Source organism: Pseudomonas sp. OIL-1 (assembly GCF_010669185.1).
GTDB classification, from domain to species: Bacteria; Pseudomonadota; Gammaproteobacteria; order Pseudomonadales; family Pseudomonadaceae; genus Halopseudomonas; species Halopseudomonas profundi.
On the sequence record NZ_CP048629.1, the window covers coordinates 963,326 to 982,223 of the forward strand.

Annotated in this window: 18 protein-coding genes and 1 pseudogene; 11 read left to right on the top strand and 8 right to left on the bottom strand. The window is 60.9% G+C overall.

All coding sequences use genetic code 11. From position 1 onward, the window contains the following. Positions 1-181 precede the first annotated feature (181 nt). The gene (alr, locus tag G3M63_RS04430; protein ID WP_163981977.1) at positions 182-1,252 is read left to right on the top strand and encodes an alanine racemase; all 1,071 of its coding nucleotides are present in this window, start codon (positions 182-184) and stop codon (positions 1,250-1,252) included. A 248-nt stretch (positions 1,253-1,500) separates the two neighbouring features. After that, a complete protein-coding gene (locus G3M63_RS04435) occupies positions 1,501-2,049 on the top strand; it encodes a cupin domain-containing protein (RefSeq protein WP_163981978.1) in 549 nt (182 codons plus the stop codon). A 33-nt stretch (positions 2,050-2,082) separates the two neighbouring features. Here G3M63_RS04435 and G3M63_RS04440 read toward each other — a convergent pair whose 3' ends face one another. After that, a complete protein-coding gene (locus tag G3M63_RS04440; RefSeq protein WP_163981979.1) occupies positions 2,083-2,637 on the bottom strand; it encodes a DUF4136 domain-containing protein in 555 nt (184 codons plus the stop codon). A 291-nt stretch (positions 2,638-2,928) separates the two neighbouring features. Here G3M63_RS04440 and G3M63_RS04445 point away from each other — a divergent pair, with 291 nt between their 5' ends. After that, positions 2,929-3,774, top strand: a complete 846-nt coding sequence (locus G3M63_RS04445; RefSeq protein ID WP_163981980.1) for a BON domain-containing protein — start codon at positions 2,929-2,931, stop codon at positions 3,772-3,774. Positions 3,775-3,870: 96 nt separating this feature from the next. Then, positions 3,871-3,987, top strand: a pseudogene (locus G3M63_RS19490) (DUF1328 family protein); the annotation flags it as partial. Between the two features lie 52 nt (positions 3,988-4,039). Here the strand turns inward: G3M63_RS19490 and G3M63_RS04455 are convergent. Together G3M63_RS04455 and G3M63_RS04460 are read right to left on the bottom strand one after the other, a co-directional pair. Next, the gene (locus G3M63_RS04455; protein ID WP_150299920.1) at positions 4,040-4,972 is read right to left on the bottom strand and encodes an NAD(P)/FAD-dependent oxidoreductase; all 933 of its coding nucleotides are present in this window, start codon (positions 4,970-4,972) and stop codon (positions 4,040-4,042) included. Between the two features lie 71 nt (positions 4,973-5,043). Next, entirely contained in the window at positions 5,044-5,415 is a 372-nt protein-coding gene (locus tag G3M63_RS04460) for a glutathione S-transferase N-terminal domain-containing protein (RefSeq protein ID WP_150299921.1), read from the bottom strand. Between the two features lie 107 nt (positions 5,416-5,522). Here G3M63_RS04460 and G3M63_RS04465 point away from each other — a divergent pair, with 107 nt between their 5' ends. The 7 genes from G3M63_RS04465 to G3M63_RS04495 all read left to right on the top strand — a co-directional run bounded on the left by G3M63_RS04465 (position 5,523) and on the right by G3M63_RS04495 (position 10,943). Then, positions 5,523-6,260 (top strand): spermidine synthase, encoded by a 738-nt coding sequence (locus G3M63_RS04465; protein WP_163981981.1) that lies wholly within the window; start codon positions 5,523-5,525, stop codon positions 6,258-6,260. Continuing rightward, positions 6,257-6,601 (top strand): YajD family HNH nuclease, encoded by a 345-nt coding sequence (locus G3M63_RS04470; RefSeq protein WP_150299923.1) that lies wholly within the window; start codon positions 6,257-6,259, stop codon positions 6,599-6,601. The genes G3M63_RS04465 and G3M63_RS04470 overlap by 4 nt, the downstream gene beginning before the upstream one ends. Positions 6,602-6,696: 95 nt before the next feature. Beyond that, complete coding sequence (locus G3M63_RS04475; RefSeq protein WP_223824984.1) at positions 6,697-7,563, top strand: arsenic resistance protein; 867 nt, start codon at positions 6,697-6,699, stop codon at positions 7,561-7,563. A 119-nt stretch (positions 7,564-7,682) separates the two neighbouring features. Continuing rightward, positions 7,683-8,546, top strand: coding sequence for an alpha/beta fold hydrolase (locus G3M63_RS04480; protein ID WP_163981982.1), 864 nt, complete (start codon positions 7,683-7,685; stop codon positions 8,544-8,546). Positions 8,547-8,557: 11 nt separating this feature from the next. Next, the gene (locus tag G3M63_RS04485) at positions 8,558-9,310 is read left to right on the top strand and encodes a 5-oxoprolinase subunit PxpA (RefSeq protein ID WP_163981983.1); all 753 of its coding nucleotides are present in this window, start codon (positions 8,558-8,560) and stop codon (positions 9,308-9,310) included. Beyond that, positions 9,307-10,014: a 5-oxoprolinase subunit PxpB gene (gene pxpB, locus G3M63_RS04490; protein WP_163981984.1), complete on the top strand. Its 708-nt coding sequence runs from the start codon at positions 9,307-9,309 to the stop codon at positions 10,012-10,014. The genes G3M63_RS04485 and pxpB overlap by 4 nt, the downstream gene beginning before the upstream one ends. Further along, a complete protein-coding gene (locus tag G3M63_RS04495) occupies positions 10,011-10,943 on the top strand; it encodes a biotin-dependent carboxyltransferase family protein (protein ID WP_163981985.1) in 933 nt (310 codons plus the stop codon). Before pxpB ends, G3M63_RS04495 begins: the two co-directional genes overlap by 4 nt. 67 nt (positions 10,944-11,010) lie before the next feature. On the opposite strand, the gene G3M63_RS04500 is transcribed toward G3M63_RS04495, so the two are convergent. The 5 genes from G3M63_RS04500 to lldD form a co-directional block, all read right to left on the bottom strand. Next, positions 11,011-11,832 carry a hypothetical protein gene (locus tag G3M63_RS04500; RefSeq protein ID WP_163981986.1) on the bottom strand — a complete coding sequence of 274 codons (822 nt, stop codon included), beginning with the start codon at positions 11,830-11,832 and terminating at the stop codon, positions 11,011-11,013. Between the two features lie 50 nt (positions 11,833-11,882). Next, a complete protein-coding gene (locus G3M63_RS04505; protein WP_256669942.1) occupies positions 11,883-12,476 on the bottom strand; it encodes a tetratricopeptide repeat protein in 594 nt (197 codons plus the stop codon). A 341-nt stretch (positions 12,477-12,817) separates the two neighbouring features. Beyond that, entirely contained in the window at positions 12,818-14,554 is a 1,737-nt protein-coding gene (gene mqo / locus G3M63_RS04510) for a malate dehydrogenase (quinone) (RefSeq protein ID WP_163981987.1), read from the bottom strand. Between the two features lie 311 nt (positions 14,555-14,865). Next, entirely contained in the window at positions 14,866-17,685 is a 2,820-nt protein-coding gene (locus tag G3M63_RS04515; RefSeq protein ID WP_163981988.1) for an FAD-binding and (Fe-S)-binding domain-containing protein, read from the bottom strand. A 32-nt stretch (positions 17,686-17,717) separates the two neighbouring features. Next, positions 17,718-18,863 (bottom strand): FMN-dependent L-lactate dehydrogenase LldD, encoded by a 1,146-nt coding sequence (gene lldD, locus G3M63_RS04520; RefSeq protein ID WP_163981989.1) that lies wholly within the window; start codon positions 18,861-18,863, stop codon positions 17,718-17,720. Positions 18,864-18,898 lie beyond the last annotated feature (35 nt).

The window sequence follows — 18,898 nt, forward strand, 5'->3', positions numbered from 1 at the left end:
CGTTGCAGCTGACCTTCGCTCGCCAGGTTCTCCAGAGGCTTCTGAAGAAAACATGCTGACCAAAATAACCGATCCCGCTGCGCCGGGTACAGAAAAGGTCCGCTGCGATTGATTCCCGGCGTCCGCGCGCCCGCTCCGGTCTGCTAATCTAGGCACCTGCCGTCCTCCGGAATACGCCGCCATGCGCCCAGCCCACGCTCTGATCAACCTCGCCAACCTGCGTTACAACTACCTGTTGGCCAAACAGCTTTCCTCCAGCAAAGCCCTGGCCGTGGTCAAGGCCAACGCCTACGGCCATGGCGCGGTACGTTGCGCCGAAGCGTTGGCCGATCTGGCAGACGGTTATGCGGTCGCCTGCATCGAAGAAGCTCTGCAGCTGCGCCAGGCGGGGCTCGAGCATCCGATACTGCTGCTGGAAGGCTGGTTCGAAGCGAGCGAGCTGCCGCTGATTGCCGAACAGCAATTGTGGGTTGTGGTTCACCATCATGGGCAACTGGCGGACCTCGAGCAGGCCAACCTGAGCCAACCTGTCCATGTATGGCTGAAACTGGATAGCGGCATGCATCGGGTGGGCTTTACGCCGGAGGAGTACCCGGCGATATGGCAAAGGCTGCAGGCCAATCCTCAGGTGGCCAGTCTGACCAAGATCACTCACTTCTCACGCGCCGACGAACCCTCTACGGGACGTACCGAACAGCAGCTGGCGGTCTTCGAACAGGCCACGAAAAACCTCGATGGGCCAAGCAGTCTGTGCAATTCAGCCGGCGTGCTGGCCTGGCCCCAGGCACACGGCGACTGGCTGCGGCCGGGCATCATGCTGTATGGCGCGACGCCCTTTGATTTCGCACAGGACAGCGCAACCAACCTGAAACCCGTCATGCAGCTGGATTCGAAAATCATCGCTGTGCGCCACGTGCCCGCCAACGAACCCATTGGTTACGGTTCGCGCTTCGTCACCGCCCGCCCTACGCGGGTGGGCGTGGTGGCCATGGGCTATGCGGACGGCTATCCACGCCACGCGCCCGACGGCACGCCGGTGCTGGTCGATGGCTTGCGCACCACCCTCGCCGGGCGCGTATCCATGGATATGCTGACGGTTGATCTGACCGACTTGCCGGAGTCCGGACTCGGCAGCCATGTGCGGTTATGGGGTGAAGGGCTGAATGCCAGCGAGGTCGCCGGCTGGGCGGGCACCATTGCCTATCAACTGTTCTGTAATCTGAACCGCGTACCCCGTCATTATCAGCAATAAGCTGCGTTGAAAATTTCGAACGGCCGTGCAATGATTCGCCTCAAATTGCCCCCTAGTATTGATTCGCCTTAGGAGCCTCTGAAGAACGTAGCGAGCGAAGGTCAGGCAAGGCGAAAGCCGACGAAAAAGCGGAGTTTACGTGCTGTAAATGAGCATTTTGAGACGCCGAGTTTCGGGAGGATTTCAACGCAGCACGGCCGAGCGCAGTAGTTATTCAGAGGCTCCTGAGCTCCCGGAGGATCCAAACCTTGGATGTTGGCGCCCGTCTCAAAACCATTCGGAAGCTGAAGGGCTTATCCCAGCGTGAACTGGCCAAACGCGCCGGCGTCACCAACAGCACCATCTCCATGATCGAAAAGAACAGCGTCAGTCCCTCTGTGAGTTCTCTGAAGAAAGTGCTCGCGGGCATTCCCATGTCGCTGGTGGATTTCTTTTCCTCCGAAGCCGAGCAGGTCAACCAGCGCAAGGTGATCTTTCGCAAGGATGAACTGCTGGAAATCGGTTCAGGCCAGGTGTCCATGAAACTGGTCGGCAAGAGTCATCAGAACCGGGCGTTTTCATTCCTCAACGAAACCTACCCACCCGGCTCTGATACAGGACCGGATATGCTCAACCACGAAGGTGAGGAGGCCGGAACGGTGGTTGCCGGCAAGCTGGAAATCACCATCGGGAGCGAGGTGTACGTGCTCGATACCGGCGATAGCTACTATTTCGAAAGTAGCCAGCCACACCGTTTTCGCAATCCCTTCGAGACCCCCTGTACGCTGATCAGCGCGACCACCCCGGCCAATTTCTGACTGCTTCGCAGGATAACCAGCCTGTTTGCCGGGTCAGTACGGTGGATAGCCCTCAAGCACTTCACGCGCCATCTCGTGTGTGCTCTGGGTGCGGTCAGTGGGTGATCGCTGACGCTGATTCAGCACCTCGCTGGTGCTCCCGCGCCAGACCAATTTGTCATCCGCAGCATCGGTCAGATCGATCTGCATGGTGGCCACATCGTAGGTCAGGGTACGGGTCTGACTCATCGGTCCCATCATGCCCCAGCCCCAGTAATAATGGCCGCCACCGTAGTGAGTGGTCACGTTGTCCTGCCGTTGCTCAACAATCATGTACACCCGCACCAGCAAATCAGGCTCGCCGTCGTTGGACGGGCGCAGTCCGCGCGCATCCAGTTGGGCGCTGACCGCCTCCTGGATTCGCTGCGTGGTCAGATCGCTGGCGATGCGCGGATCATCAGCCGGCCTATAGCTCACCGCCGGCTCACTCCAGCTCCAGTCGCGATATTGAGTGAAGTCGCGGTTGCTGTCGAAATCGCGCTGGCCCTGTGTGGTCTGGCAAGCGCCAAGCAATAACACCAGGGTCATCGGATAGAGAAAGCGCAACATGGTCCTACTCCGCTGCAATGCCGGCCAGATGGCCTGCTCTTAACCTTGAGATATAGCAGAGATGATCGCAGCAGCAAATCCCGCGGCTGCCGCGCGGCGTTCGCGGCGCATTGGCGATTCCGTGCAATCTGCATGCAGGCATACGGCCATTTCGTGCAGAGTGCATAAGGGCGAACCTGTGGCGCTTCAATAAGCGATTGAAACTTAATGAAAAAAGCCCAAGTCCAATTGGCACGGGGATTGCCCTGTTCCTGAAGCAATTCAAACGGATCTGATAGAAGAGGAATCGCCATGCATAAGCTGAAACAACTCGCCGTTGCCACCGCGACCGCCGGTCTGGTCGCACTGTCGCCAATGGCTGTCCATGCCGATGACGGCGACCTGAATCGCCAGCTGGACGATGCACGTGCCGAAGGCTCGGTCTCCACCGCAATCGCCACCAACCGCAATCTCAGTCCTTTCTCGATTGATGTCGAAGTCGAGGGCGACACCGCGGTGCTGACGGGGGAGGTCGAGTCTGACGTCGAGAAGGACCTGGCTGAACAAATCGCAGCGGACATCGAAGGCATCGATAACATCGACAACCAGCTACAGGTGGGTAAAGAAAGAGAGCACGGCAAGGCGGCTGGCGAACGGTCCCTGGCCGAGCGCATGAGCGATTCCACCACTACCGCCACTATCAAATCCAAGCTGCTATGGAACAGCAGCACCGAAGGCCTGGATATTCACGTCGACACCGAGAATGGCGTGGTCACGTTAACCGGTGAAACCGATTCATCCGCATCCAAGGAACTGGCCGAACGCCTTGCCGAGGATACCGATGGCGTCCGGGAGATTCGAAACGAACTGCAGGTAACCGGTGAAGATGCCAACGAAGCAGAGGGCACGGTGGCCGAAACGGCGGACGACGCCGGTAACGCTATCAGTGACGCATGGATCACCAGCAAAGTGAAGTCGAGCTACCTGTTCAGCCGCAGTCTCAGCGGCCTGGATATTTCCGTCGATACCAATAACGGCAAGGTGGTGCTGGAGGGCTCGGTGGATACCGACGCGGAAAAAGACCTGGCCGAGCAAACCGCGAAAAACATCCGTGGCGTAAGGGAAGTCGACAGCTCGGCATTGAACGTGGCCGAGTAACAGCACCAGGCCGGACGGCCACGGAACAATATTGGCCGCCCGGTCGTATCAAGCAGAGCCTCGCATGCAACCAAGGACCTCCTTCAGCCTCTTGATGTCGGCTTCGGTGGCATAGCCGGCACCGCCACCAGCATTGCCAGGATACTGTCCGTGGTATTCCTTGTGCTGCTTGTCATTTCGCTGGTGATGAGCCGTCGCGTCCCCCGAGCCTGACCGGAACAACGCAGGGCAGCCTCCGAGCGGCCCTGCTTTCCAGCTCGTTACCTCAAGCGGGAGCGGGCCGACGCCAGGGATTGTTTTCCAGTCGGTTATGTACGGCGGTCGCGGCCTGAGCAGCCTGCCCCACTGCCACGCTGATCTGCTTGAGACCCACCACTACATCACCCACCGCATACAGGCCCTCGATCGACGTTTGCTGATGGCCGTCCACGATCAGGGCACCGTTTCCGTCTTGCTTTGCATCCAGATGATGTACCAGCGTGGCACGACAGGTATTTCCAAGGTTCGGGTAGATAATGTCGAACACGTAACGGCTGCCCTGAGCTGTCGTCACCTCTATTCGATCATCCCTGGTCAGGCTTATGCGGCGGACCTCGTCGCTGATCAGCGTAATATCGTAACGCGCAGCTTTGGCCAGCGCATCGGTGCAGGCGTCCGGCTCGCCATGAACGATTACCGTCACCCGATCGGTGAAGGTGCGCAAAAATACCGCATGATTGATCGCATTCTCAGCCTCGCCATATACCGCAATATCATCGCCATTTACTTCATAACCATCACAAATAGCGCAGAGCCGGACGATCCCGGAGGTGATAGCCCGTTCTATATCAGGCATATCCGGCAATATATCTTCAATGCCCGTGGCTAGAATCACGCTGCTGGCGGTAATTTCGCGTGCGCCTATATGCGCCGCGAAAACATTACCCTTGCGCCCAAGACGCTCGACCGTACCGGTCTCTATGCGCGCACCGTATTCGAGCGCCTGAGTGCGCAGCCGTGAGAGCAGCTCAGGGCCGCTTATACCAGGCGGAAACCCGGGATAATTGTGACTGGTAGGGATATAGGAAGCGCGGCTGGCCCCTGCGTCGACTATCAGGCAGCGCCGGTGAAAGCGCGCAAGATAGATCGCAGCGGTCAGGCCCGCGGGGCCGCCACCAATGACCAGACAATCGAGTTCTGTTGCGGGTATCTCGGACATATCGCTTCCTCGGCTGAATGTCAGGTAGAGAACCATTGTCCGTAGAAGTTCTGTGCCAGCAGGTGTTTCACTCAGACGGCAGCGAAACGGCCCTCGAGGTAACTGACGATCGCCCTGGATTCGTACAACCAGGTCGTCTGACCATCTTCCTCGATACGCAGACAGGGCACCTTGATACGCCCGCCCTGTTCAAGCAGCGTCTGTCGGTCCTGTTGGTTGTTCTTCGCGTCATGCAGCGCCACCGGGACGTTCAATTTGTGCATTGTGCGGCGCACCTTGACGCAGAACGGGCAGGCCTTGAACTGGTACAGCGCCAAATGCGCTGCGGCCTGGTTGACCACCGCCTGGGCTTCGGGCGAGCGCTTCATACGGGGCGGACGGCTGATGTAATCACCCGCCACGATCAGATTACCGAGGCCGATTCTGATTGCCTTCATGATCATCGAAACACACCTTGAGAAGTAAAGAAGGGCGCACAGCTTACGCGATTGCCGCGCAGCCAGGCCAATCGGGCATAATCCGGCCATCGCCCGCTTAACGGAAAGCACTCATGAAGCGACACCTGTTGCTCGATACCGCCCCCATTCCCAACACGAGCGAAGCGCTTTGCCTGTTCGAATACGGGGATGATTTCGTCATCAAATTGCAAAGCGGCAAGGGTGGGCAGTTGATGAATACCCGCATGCACGGCTCCGAAGACGCCCTGGCAGAGATCCCCTGCCGCTCGCTGGCGGGACGTAGTCAGGTGCGCGCACTGATTGGCGGACTGGGTATGGGTTTCACGCTGGCCTCGGCGTTGCGCCATCTTCCGCCCGATGCCGAGGTGACCGTCGCCGAGCTGGTGCCCGGCGTGATCGAATGGAACCGGGGCGCCCTTGGCGCCAAAGCCGGCAATCCGCTGGACGACCCGCGCGCCCGGGTATTGAATGAAGACGTTGCGGTAATCTTGCAGGACAACGCCGGGAGCTTCGATGCGATCATGCTGGACATCGACAACGGTCCGGAGGGATTGACCCGCAATACCAATAGCTGGATCTATTCCCTGGATGGACTGCGCGCCTGCGCGCGGGCATTACGAACCGGCGGCATGCTGACCGTCTGGTCCGCCAGCGCCGACCGGGAATTTTCCAGTCGACTCGGCAAGGCGGGCTTTCACGCGGAGGAACGGCAGGTCTATGCACACGGCAACCGGGGTCCCAAACACACCATCTGGGTCGCCACGCGCGGAGCGGTTTCAAAGCCGGGACGGGCAACTCACACATCAAGACACACGAGGGCAGGGCAATGACATCCACCAAAAGCACCTACGCCAGCCGCGAAGCCAGTTATCGGGAAAAAGCGCTGAAGATGTACCCCTGGGTCTGTGGCCGTTGCGCCCGCGAATTCGATGGCAAGCGCATCGGCGAGCTGACCGTACACCACCGCGACCACAATCATGACAACAACCCTGAAGATGGCTCCAACTGGGAGCTGCTCTGTCTGTATTGCCACGACAACGAGCACTCCCGCTATACCGATCAGCAGTATTTCACCGAGTCATCCACCGCGACGCCGGTGGCCGGCAAGGCCACCCACAAGGCGTTTGCGGACCTGGCGTCGCTTTTGAAGAACAAGGACGGAGAGTCCTGAAGCGGATTACGCTTGAGCGGCATCAGGTCTGGGTCTATCTCACCGGACTGCTGATCGGCATCCTGGTCGGAGGTCTGCTGCCCGGATCCGGCTCGTTGCTGGAAAAGCTGATCTGGCCGGTACTGGCGGTCTTGCTATACAGCACCTTTCTTCAGGTACCGCTGCTGCATGTGCGCCAGGCTTTTGGTGACCGGCGCTTTGGCAGTGCCGTGCTGACCGGTAATTTCGTGCTGATGCCCCTTGTGGTCTGGGCGCTGGTGCAGTGGCTGCCGGATAACGCGCCCCTGCGGCTCGGCGTGCTGCTGGTGTTGTTGGTGCCCTGCACCGACTGGTTTATCAGCTTCACCCAGCTCGGCGGCGGCGATGTGCCCCGCGCCGTCGCTGTCACGCCGCTCAACCTGCTGTTTCAACTGTGCTTGCTGCCCCTGTATCTCTGGGCGATGACCGACTCGCAGCTCAGCGCCGTGTTATCGCTGGGAGATGTCGCGCCGGCATTGCTGATCGTGCTGCTGCCGCTCGTTGCCGCAGCTATCAGCGAGCGCTGGATCGAGGCGCAGACGGGCCGTGAGGTGCTGCGCGATACGCTGGCCTGGTGGCCCATCCCGTTGCTCGGTCTGGTCATTCTGCTGGTCGCTGCGGTGCAGGTGTCGACGCTGCAGGCAGCGCTGGCCTGGTTGCCCTGGGTGATTCCGATCTATGTTGCGTACCTGGTGAGCGCCGCGCTCGTTGCCAAGCTGCAGGCAAGGCTGTGGCAACTCCCGGACAGCCAGGGCCGCACCCTGGCGTTCAGTCTCGGTACGCGCAATTCCTTCGTGGTATTGCCCTTCGCCCTCGGCTTGCCCAATGGCTGGGAGGTCGCTGCCCTGGTCATCGTGGTGCAGTCGCTGGTCGAGCTGTTCGGCATGCTCGTATACCTGCGCTGGATACCGCGCGGGCTGTTCGCAGGCATCAAGAACGCCTGATCCAGTAAAGCGGGCGCGATCAGGCGCGGGCAGCATCTTCAACAGGGGTTCTGCTACTATTTCTGACGACCCCACACCGGGCCAGCGCGCAGATACACCTGCAGGTCAAAGGGAACCCCATGCAAAACGATGTTTTTACACTGCCTGCACTTGATGGCTATCTTCTCGGCGCCACGCTCTATCCGGCTGAACAGCCGATAGGCAAACTCATTGTCGCCGGCGCCACAGGGGTGCCCCAGCGCTTTTACCGACGCTTCGCTGAACACGCAGCGCAGCGCGGCTACACCACGCTGACCCTCGATTACCGCGGCGTCGGTCGCTCGGCGCCTGAAACACTGCGCGGTTTCGATATGCAGTACCTGGACTGGGCCTATCTGGATCTCGCCGCCGCCGTGGATCACATGAGCGCCGATCAGCTCCCGCTGTATATGGTCGGGCACTCCTTTGGCGGTCATGCGTTTGGTTTGCTACCCAATCACCAGCAGGTCAGTGGCTTCTATACCTTCGGCACGGGTGCCGGCTGGCACGGCTGGATGCCGCCGCTTGAGCGCATTCGTGTCCAGGCGATGTGGGAGCTCATTGCGCCGGTGATCACCCGCACCAAGGGCTACCTGGCGTGGAGCCGGCTGGGCATGGGTGAAGATCTGCCCATGGGCGTGTACCGTCAGTGGAAGCGCTGGTGCCGCAACCCGCGCTACTTCTTCGAGGATCCGGAGATGGAGCATGTGCATCAAAGCTTCGCCAGTGTCACAACGCCCATCGTCGCCTTGAACACGACCGACGATCTGTGGGCCTCGCCGCGCTCACGTGACGCCTTCATGCCCGGTTACAGCCAGGCGCCCTATCAGCCTGTCACGGTAGTACCGGCCGAACGCGGGCTGCCTGCCATGGGACACATGGGCTATTTCCGCTCCAGTGCACAGCCTCTCTGGGAGGATACGCTGGACTGGTTCGGGTCACTTGAACGCCGTCGCGTTGCCTGACGAGGAACCGCATGCGAAAGCTTCTGCTGAACTGCGATATGGGAGAAAGCTTCGGCGCCTGGCGCATGGGGCTGGATGAAGAGGTCATGCCGCACATTGATTGCGCCAACATCGCCTGCGGCTATCACGCCTCCGACCCTGGGATCATGCGTCGTACCGCATTGCGGGCGCTGGAGCATGGCGTACGCATCGGCGCCCATCCGTCCTATCCGGACCTGATGGGTTTTGGCCGGCGCTCAATGAAATGCTCGGCCCAGGAAATCCGCGACATGTTGCTGTATCAGATCGGCGCGCTGGACGGCATTTGCCGCGCCGAGGGCGGGCGGGTCAGCTATATGAAGCCGCACGGCGCACTGTACAACGACATGATGCAGCAACCCGATGTGCTCCGCGCCGTCATGCAGGCCGCCAGTGATTATGATCCGGCCTTGCCGTTGGTCGTGCTGGCGCAGCAGGACAACAGCGCGGTCCGCAGTCTGGCCGCTGAATTCGGTCTGGAGCTCATCTTCGAGGCCTTCGCTGATCGCGCATACGACGCCTCCGGTCAGCTGGTACCGCGCGATCAATCCGGTGCGGTGCACCAGAGCACCGCACTGATTCTTCAACAATCACTGATACTCGCCCGCGGTGAGCCTCTGCGCGCTTCTGACGGGTCCTCTCTTATGCTGGCCGCCGATACGCTATGCGTACATGGCGACAACGCCGAATCGGTGGCCGTGGTCCGGCAGATCGCCGCGGCGCTGGACGCTGCCTCGCGGATATGAAACTGCACATCGAGCGGGCTGCAGTCGATACCTTGATGATTCGTCTGTTCGATCGCATCGAGGAAGGCAACATGCCCTGGTTGCTGGCAGCATCCCAGCAATTACGCCGGCAGTTCGGTGACCAGCTGATCGACCTAGTGCCGTCCTACACCACCCTGATGCTGCACTACGATCTGCGTCAGCTGGATGAGATCACCGCGCGCCAGCTGATCACCACGGCACTGGCAGGGCTGCAGCCTCTCCCACCCGAGCACGCCGGTCGCGAACATGAGATTGCAGTGTGGTACGACATCAGCGTTGGGCCCGATCTCGAACGTCTGTCAGGCCTCACTGGGTTGAGTGTGAGTCAGGTCATCGCGCTGCACAGCGACCAGGAGTACCAGGTGTTCGCACTGGGCTTTGCACCGGGTTTCGCCTACATGGGTCTGCTTGATGAGCAGCTCGCCGCACCGCGCCTGGCCACGCCACGCAAACGGGTGCCGGCTGGCAGCGTAGCCATAGCTGAGCGCCAGACCGCGGCCTATCCGTTGGCATCACCGGGCGGCTGGAATCTGGTGGGCCGCACGCCAGCGCCATTGTTTGATCGAAACCGGGATGGCTACAGCCTGCTGCGGCCCGGCGATCGCGTGCGGTTCGTGCCGGTCGAGCACGCCGAATTTGTCCGATTGGGCGGCGACGACACGCCCGTATCGGGTGACGCATGAACAGGCTCACAGTCGAACGCAGCCTCGGCCTGGCCCAGCTACAGGATGGCGGACGTTTTGGTGTTCGCCATCTCGGCGTCACCCAGGGCGGCGCGCTGGACTGGATTGCCATGGGTTGGGCCAACTGGATGCTGGGTAACGTGCCGACCGCCTGCGCCCTGGAGATCCCGATGGGCGGCGTCACCCTGCGCTGCGAATCCGATACCACGCTGGCGCTGGCAGGCGCTGATTTGAGCGTCACGCTTGATGAGCAGGCCATCGCGCCCTGGCGCAGTTTTCCAGTGCAACGCGGCCAACGCCTGGAATTCAATTCGCCCTTCAGCGGCGTTCGCGCTTACCTCGCCGCACCCGGCGGATTCAGGGCCCCACGGGTGCTTGGATCCGCCTCGACAGTAACGCGTGAGAGCCTGGGTGGGCTCGACGGCTCGGGCCAGGCGCTCAGACGGGATGACCGTTTAGAATTCGAAAGCCTGGCAAGCTCTCCGCGTACCATGCCAGAGCAACACATACCCGCATACGGCCATGCTGTCCGCCTGGAGTTGATACCCGGCGCGCAGATTGCCGGATTTACCGGCGAGTCGTTGTTCAGAGCCTTCAACCACCCATGGCGAATCGACCCCCGTTCCGACCGCATGGGCGTCCGACTGTCCGGCAAGCCTTTACGCTATACAGGCGCACCCTTGATCTCGGAAGGAATTCCCCTCGGCGCCGTGCAGGTGCCCCCGGACGGGCAGCCCATAGTACTGATGAATGATCGCCAGACCATTGGCGGTTATCCAAGGCTCGGCGCACTGACGCCCGCCTCGGTGGCGCGGCTGGCCCAGTGTGCAACAGACGACAACGTCTGGCTGACAGCTGTCGGGCAGGGGAAGGTTCGCGAGGAGATGATTGAGCTGTTGGACATGTGGGATTCCGGGATGCCCTCTTGATAACAGCCGTGACCTGGCGGAACAAAAACGGAGGCTCGATGCCTCCGTTCGATCAAATTGGCAGTGACTACATACCAACTTTCAGTTGGCCGCCTTTACCCAGGCCGCCTTCAACTTCCTGTGCCTGGTAGTTGCGCAGGGAGATAACCATACCGTTGTAGGCATCCATGAACGCCGCAACCGTCGCCTTGCCTTCCGGCGTGCGGGAGAAGCCGCCCAGACCGCCCGCAGCACGTCCGGTCAACCCGCCCAGCCCTGCGCCGAAGTTGGTCGCAGTGGCATTACCTTCGGAGATGGACAGTTGCACGCCGGAGCGAATATCAAACATGCTCATGGTCACTACAGACTGTCTGCTTTGTAGCGAACCCGCCACCGCACCGGCAATGCCACCTACAAGCCCACCCATTCCTGCGGCCAGCCCGCCAGCCGAGTCGTTATTGATGATGATTGCCGGCTCCAGGAAGTAGTCAGCTGCAACGCGCTGACCCTTGTGTTGCTGGGAACCAGCGCGGAACTCGCCGGAGTTTCGCTGTTTGTCCGTGATAGCGCTGAGCCGGCTTTCGGTACGGTTATTCCCTACAGAAGTAATAACGAAACAGTTGGACTGTTGCACGGCCAGGCGGATCAGGGGCTCGATGGTGGTCACCTGAGTGGCGCGGCCAAAATTGGCGAACCATTCCTTGCCGCGCCCGTCATCCACTGCGAGGGTGCCTAGCGGTGCATCACAGCGCTCCAGCGCGCTGTTGGCATCGACGCTACTGGCACCGCCAGCAGCGCCCGTTGCCGCGGTGGCGTTATTGCCGGTTTTTATGTTCCCGCCGGGTGTAACACAACCGGTCAGAGCCAGGGCTGAAGCGAGTGCGATCAGGGGCAGAGTTTTCTTGTACATGTCCGTGTTGTCTTCTGTCTTTGGAAATGAGTGGGTGCGGTTGGCAACAATCAATGCAGATACCAACGCGCACCGCGCCAGTACCAGTAATAGCGGGCGCTCAGGTACCAGGGTGCCCACTGGGTGCGCATGGCCTCGCGAGCGCGGTATCTTGCGTGCTCAACGTTGCGGGCTGCCTGCGCCTGAGGAAGCAATTGCTGCGCTTCCTTGCTGCCCTGCGATGCCGCGCGGGAGAGCCAGGCCTGGGCTTCTGAAGGGTCCGGGCCCATTTCCTCGAACCCATTCAGATAGAGTTGTCCGAGCCCCAGTTGCGCATCCATAAGGCCCGCATCACCTGCTTTGCGTAGCCACTGGATGGCCTGGTAGCTATTGCGCTGTACGCCATCACCACGAAAAAGCCGCAGGCTTAGATCATGCGCCGCGCGGGGATCGTTTTCGGCCAGTTCCGTCAGCGCCTGCAAGCGCCGTGCGCTTTCCTCATCGACCGGTTGAGCTTCGAAGGTAACCTTGCTCGCGTCCTGCTCGACGCAGCTCGCATGCTGGCAAACACGAACCGTATCCTTGCGCTGAAGTTGGGACTCGGGAGATTGCGCAGCGCAGCCAATCAGGGTGAAGGCTGTGCAGGTTAGAAGTAACGTTCTCAAAAGGCCTTCCCTGACGCTGAGCGTTGTTTATATCCGGGCGGGTGATCGTCCAAGCTGGGGGATAATACCTACGTTTCCTGATGCACTGCGGGATGCGGTTCACAAGTATGGGCTGTCGCCATCTTTCACTCGTATGTTCTGAAACGCGCATCTGAAACGCGCAATAGCCGGGTCTCGGATCTGGCGATCTCAGAGTCCAAGCGCATCAGACGCAGGATGTGAATCAACCAGAAACTCGAGGGGAACTGCTGCCACGTACTGATCGCAACCGGCCAGATGGAATGGCCGGCTCTCCCAGAGGGAAGGCCGGCCAAACCAGACCTGTCGCGGTATCTCGCGCTTCAGCGGTCTGTAGCGCTTTCCATTCGCTCTTCCTCGTCCGCGTTCTCTATGTCTCCCGTTGGGCCGCCCACTGGTTCGGTGGTTTCCTCCAACGCTTCGCTAGTGGCGCCGGTATCCTGCGTGGTGCCGCTGTCGCCGCCTGGCAGGTTGGCTCGAACAAAAGCTTCCTGGCCTTCCAGCTCCAGTACCTGGGACGAATTCAGGCGAACCTCGCGCAACAACTCGGGATTCTCGGCCAGCTTCATATCAAACGATGGAATGATTTCCTTGAGCGTCGCCTGCCACTCAGCGCTTTCAACTTGCTCGGGGAAGACCCGTGTCAGCAGATTGAGCATGATTGGCGGAGCAGTGGATGCCCCAGGAGACGCGCCCAGGAGTGTCGAAAAGGTGCCGTCCTCGGAGACCACCACCTCGGTGCCGAACTGCAGGGTTCCGCCTTCATCGGTCTTCTTGATGATCTGCACCCGTTGGCCGGCGTTCGTGAGTTCCCAGTCGTCGGGGTTCAGCTCAGGATAATAGGCACGTAGTGCGTCGAGCCGATCCTCGCGGTCCTGGAGCACTTCGCTAACCAGATAGCGCACCAGATTGAAGTTACTCAGCCCCACTTCCATCATCGGCAGGATATTGCTGAAGGTCATTGAACTGAACAAATCCGTCCAGGAGCCTTCTTTCAGAAACTTCGTCGAAAAAGTAGCGAAGGGTCCAAAAAACAGAGTCGGCTGGCCATTCAGGTAACGCAGGTCGAGATGCGGCACCGACATCGGTGGCGACCCTTCAGCCGCCAGGCCGTACGCCTTCGCCTGATGTTGGGACACTACTTCGGGGTTCGTGGTGTAAAGAAAGGAGCCGCCCACCGGGAAACCGGCGTATTGCTTGGCCTCAGGGATACCGGACTCCTGAAGCAACAGGAGCGCCGCACCGCCGGCACCATTGAAAACGTAGCGGCTATTAACGGTCTCTGTTTCTCCGCTTTCAAGATTGGCCACAGTGACGCGCCATGTTCCATCCTCGTTACGCTCTAGCCCACGTATCTCACTATTGGTCGCCAGCGATATGTTTGGCTGTTGTGCCAGGTGATCAGCCATCTGACGCGTCAGCACACCCCAATTGACTTCGGTGCCCAGATCCATGCGGGTGGCGGCCATGGGCGTGTCTTCCTCGCGGCCCGCCATGACCAATGGCAGCCACTCCGCGATGGTGGCTTCGTCCTCTGTGTATTGCATGCCGGTGTAGAGGGGATTTTCCGACATCCGCTCGTAGCGCTCGTTCAGAAAGTCGATATTCTCCTGTCCCCAAACCAGACTCATATGCGGTACTGACGAGATAAAACTTTGTGGATCAGAGAGAACGCCCCGCTCGACCTGATGAGCCCAGAATTGCCGCGATATCTCAAACTGTTCGGTGACGCCGATCGCGCGCGCAATATCTACACCGCCGTCATCCGTGGTCGGGGTGTAATTCATTTCGCAAAAGGCGGAGTGGCCAGTGCCAGCATTATTCCAGCCATCGGAACTCTCCTGCGCAATGCCGTCGAGGCGTTCGTATAACTGAATATTCCAATCGGGCTCAAGCTCATTGAGCCAGGTGCCCAGCGTTACGCTCATGGTCCCGCCGCCTATCAGCACGACATCGACGATCTCCTGATCGCTCTGCGAAACCTCATCTGATTGGGCCAGAACATAACCTGGCAGTAACCAGAGGTGCAGGCATAATGCCGCGGTCAATTGTTTTTTCATGGCAGTCTCGACTTGCTGGGTTGCGGAAACACTGTTCCGTGCGCGGCGCATGCGCCTGTCCGTCAAAGGATGGGTGGACCGGAAAAGTCTGTGCAGGGTGCAACACTATGGACAGCGCATGAGCTGGCTGTGTTGCATTGATAACCCAGGAAAATGAACAAAACCCTCATGCCAGAGCGTTTTATGCACAGGTAAGCATGTGAAGCTGGCGTTTGGGATTTCAAAGCAGGAGGTTCTGGCGGAGGATGGCGCCGCCGCCAGAGATCAGGCCGGGCAGTCAGGGCCCGGCCACAAGGCTCTGGCAGAGGGCCCTATTGCGCCCGCGCCCGCGTGACCCGGTCCACCAGATACACCAGCCCGTGATAATCGACCTCGCCATGCTGACTCAGGCCAATCTCGCAGGTGCGGCTGGTGCTGATGCCCTCCGCGCAGTGTTGCACGACATCCCTGAGATTTCGCAGGGCATGGGCGTTCAGTTCGGGCGTGGTGAAACCCTTGTCGCCGGCGAAGCCGCAGCAGTGGATGCCCTCGGGAATGACCACCTGGGTGGTGCAGCGCTTGACGATGTCGATGAGCCCCTGGGCCTCGCCCAGATGCTGGGTGCTGCAGGTGACGTGCACCGCGACCGGAGCCTGCTGCGCAGTAAACTCCAGACGCTGCAGCAAATGCTCGCGGATAAAACGCACCGGATCGTACAGATCCAGCCGTGGGTCCGCCCCATCCTGCAACAGACGCAGGGTGCAGGGACTGGTGTCGCAGTAGATGGGGTCCAGCCCGCCGCGACTGGCTTCGAGCAAAGCCGCGATCATTTCCTGCCGCTTACGTTCGGCCTGTTCGGCGTAGCCCTTGGAGGCAAAGGGCTGTCCGCAACAGAGCTCACTTAGTTGTGCCGGGAATACCACCTGATAGCCGGCTTTTTCCAGCAGGGCCTGCGTCTTGTCCAGCAGCGGCATCTGCTCTGCATCACCGGCGGCTGGCCCCATGACGCGGGAGACGCACGCGGCCAGATAGACTACCCGTGGCCGGGAATCAGCGACAGCGATGGGCAGGCGCATGCCGCGAACCGGTTGCGGCATGGCGGCTGTCCACCGGGGTATCCGTCCGCCGCTGACCTTGCTCAGCGCTGCCGTGGTGCGGGCCAGCAACGGCGCGCCCAGCGTGATGCGTGCCCCCTTGGCGGCGTATAGCATCAAGCGGGTAGCGCCCATGGCGCCGCTAAAGTGATCCGTCAGCCAGTCGGCGATGCGCGTATTGTTCGCAGCGCGGCCGCGCAACGTGCGCACCAGGTCGCCGGTGTTGATTCCCACCGGGCAGCGCTGGGCGCACAGCCCGGTGGCGGCACAGGTATCAATGCCCTGATAGCGGTAGGCGCGTTCCATGATGCTGGTATCGATGCCGGCGCGCTTGTTCGCCTGAATATCGCGCCAGATAACAATGCGTTGGCGCGGGCTCAGGGTCAGCCCCTGTGACGGACAGACCGGCTCGCAAAAGCCGCATTCGGTGCACTTGTCGATGATCTCGTCGGCCGCCGGCAGCGGTTTGAGGTGTTTGAGGTGAATCTGCGGATCATCGCTGAGCACCACATCCGGGTTGAGAATGCCCTGCGGATCGAGCAGACCTTTGATCTGCCACATCAGCTGGTAGGCGTCGTTGCCCCATTCGAGCTCGACGAAGGGCGCCATGTTGCGTCCGGTGCCGTGCTCGGCTTTCAGCGAGCCGCCGAATTCCACCGCCACCAGTTGCGCCACATCCTGCATAAAGGCTTGGTAACGCGCTACCTGCTCCGGGTCGTCGAAGCCCTGGGTAAACACAAAATGCAGGTTACCTTCCAGCGCATGACCGAAAATGATCGCCTCGTCATAGCCGTGGCGCTCGAACAGCTCGATGAGCCGGTTGACCCCGTCGGCCAGTTGCTCGATGGGGAAGGTCACGTCCTCGATAATCACCGTGGTGCCGGTCTGGCGCACCGCGCCGACGGCGGGGAAGGTGTCCTTGCGAATTTTCCACAGCTGGTTGTAAACAGCCGGCTCTTCGCTAAAGTCGACGCGCTTTTCCAGCGTGAAGTCGGCAATCGACGCCATGATCAACGCCAGCTGCTCATGCAGCAGCGATTGGCTGGCGGCGCGGGATTCGATCAACAAGGCGCAGGCATTGGCCGACAGACCTTTCACCCAATCAGGCATGCCCGGCTGATTCTCTACCGAGCGCAGGCTACGCCGATCCAGCAGCTCCACCGCCGACACCGGCTGCGGCTTGAGTACCGTCACGGCACGGCAGCAACTGTGCACATCGGGGAACACCAGCAGCGCGCTGGCCTTGTGCGGGTGGTCCGGCACCGTGTTGTAGGTGACCGAACTGATAAAGCCCAGAGTGCCCTCGGAGCCGACCATCAGGTGACTGAGGATATCCAGCGGCGCATCGAAGTCGACTAGGGCGTTTAGGGACAGTCCGGTGGTGTTTTTCAGCCGGTACTTGTGGCGGATTCTGTCGGCCAGGGCGGTATTGGCGCGGGTCAGGCGGCCGAGTTCGGCCAGGTGTCCAAGCAGTTCGGCGTGGCTGGTCTCGAAGGCTGAGACGCTCAGCGGATCTTCACTGTCGAACACGCTGCCATCGGCCAGCACCAGGCGAATCCCGGCCAGGGTGTGGTAGGTGTTCTGGGCGGTACCACAGCACATGCCACTGGCATTGTTGGCGACGATCCCGCCGATCTTGCACGCATTGATCGAGGCCGGATCGGGCCCGATCTTGCGTAGAAAGGGCGCCAGCGCGGTATTGGCCTGGGCGCCGATTACCCCTGGTTGCAGGCGGATCTGCCGGCCCTGATCACGGACCTCACGGCCGTTCCAGTGATCGCCCAGCAGGATCAGCAGCGAATCGGAGATCGCCTGGCCGGACAGGCTGGTGCCGGCGGCGCGGAAGGTGACCGGTACCTGATGGCTACCCGCCAGCCTGAGCAGCTGCACGACTTCCGCCTCCGACTCGACCCTCACCACCAGCTTCGGGATCAGCCGGTAGAAGCTGGCATCCGTGCCAAAAGCCAGCGTGGAAAGCGGATCGTCAAAGCGCCGCTCGCGCGGGATCACGCGTTCGACGGCCGTCAGAAAAGCTGTTGGCAGGCTAGAGGTAGTCATGGAGGCTCCGGTCGTCATCAAGGGTGCCGGGCTCAGCGGCCGAGCTCGCGTACCAGGGAATCGGCGCTGATCTCTGCGATGGTTTTGGCGCCGGTCAGCACCATGGCCACGCGCATCTCCTTGTCGATCAGCTCCAGCAGATTGCTCACCCCGGCGCCACCGGCCGCAGCCAGCGCGTACACATAGGCGCGCCCCAGCATCACGGTGTCGGCGCCCAGCGCTAGCATACGCACCACGTCCAGGCCCGTGCGAACGCCGGAGTCGGCCAGGATGGTCAGATCGCCCTTCACCGCATCGGCAATCGACGGCAGCGCGCGCGCACTGGACAGCACGCCGTCGAGCTGGCGTCCGCCGTGGTTGGATACCACGATCCCGTCAGCACCGAAGCGCACTGCGTCACGCGCATCGTCGGGATCGAGGATGCCCTTGATGACCATAGGACCGTCCCAGAATTCGCGGATCCACTCCAGATCCTTCCAGGATATGGACGGATCAAAATTCTCGCCCAGCCAGCCGATGTAGTCCGCCAGCCCGGTGGGATTGCCACGGTAGGTGGAGATGTTGCCCAGATCGTGGGGCCGGCCGAACAGGCCAACATCCCAAGTCCAGGCGGGACGCGTCATGGCCTGCAGCATTCGGCGCATGGGCGCGTTCGCGCCGCTCATACCGGAATGGGCATCACGGTAGCGAGCCCCGGGCACCGGCATGTCGACGGTGAATACCAGGGTAGTGACGCCAGCCGCCCTGGCCCGCTCCAGCGCATTCTTCATGAAACCGCGATCCTTGAGCACGTAAAGCTGAAACCACATCGGCCGCTTGATAGCCGGCGCGACTTCCTCGATCGGACACACCGATACGGTGGACAGGGTAAAGGGGATGCCCTTGTCCGCTGCCGCTTTCGCCGCCTGCACTTCGCCTCGCCGTGCGTACATGCCGGTCAGCCCGACGGGAGCCAGGGCCACCGGCATCGACAGTGTCTCGTTGAACAGGCGGGTCTCCAGGCTCAGCTCGGACATGTCACGTAGCACGCGCTGGCGCAGGGCGATCCCGGCCAGATCCTCGACGTTACGTCTGAGCGTATGTTCCGCGTAGGAGCCGCCATCTATGTAATGGAAGAGAAACGCTGGCAGTTTGCGTTGTGCCGCGGCGCGGTAATCCGTAGAGGCTGAAATGATCATGAGCATTACTCTAAAGCTGGAAAAAGACGCCTGGA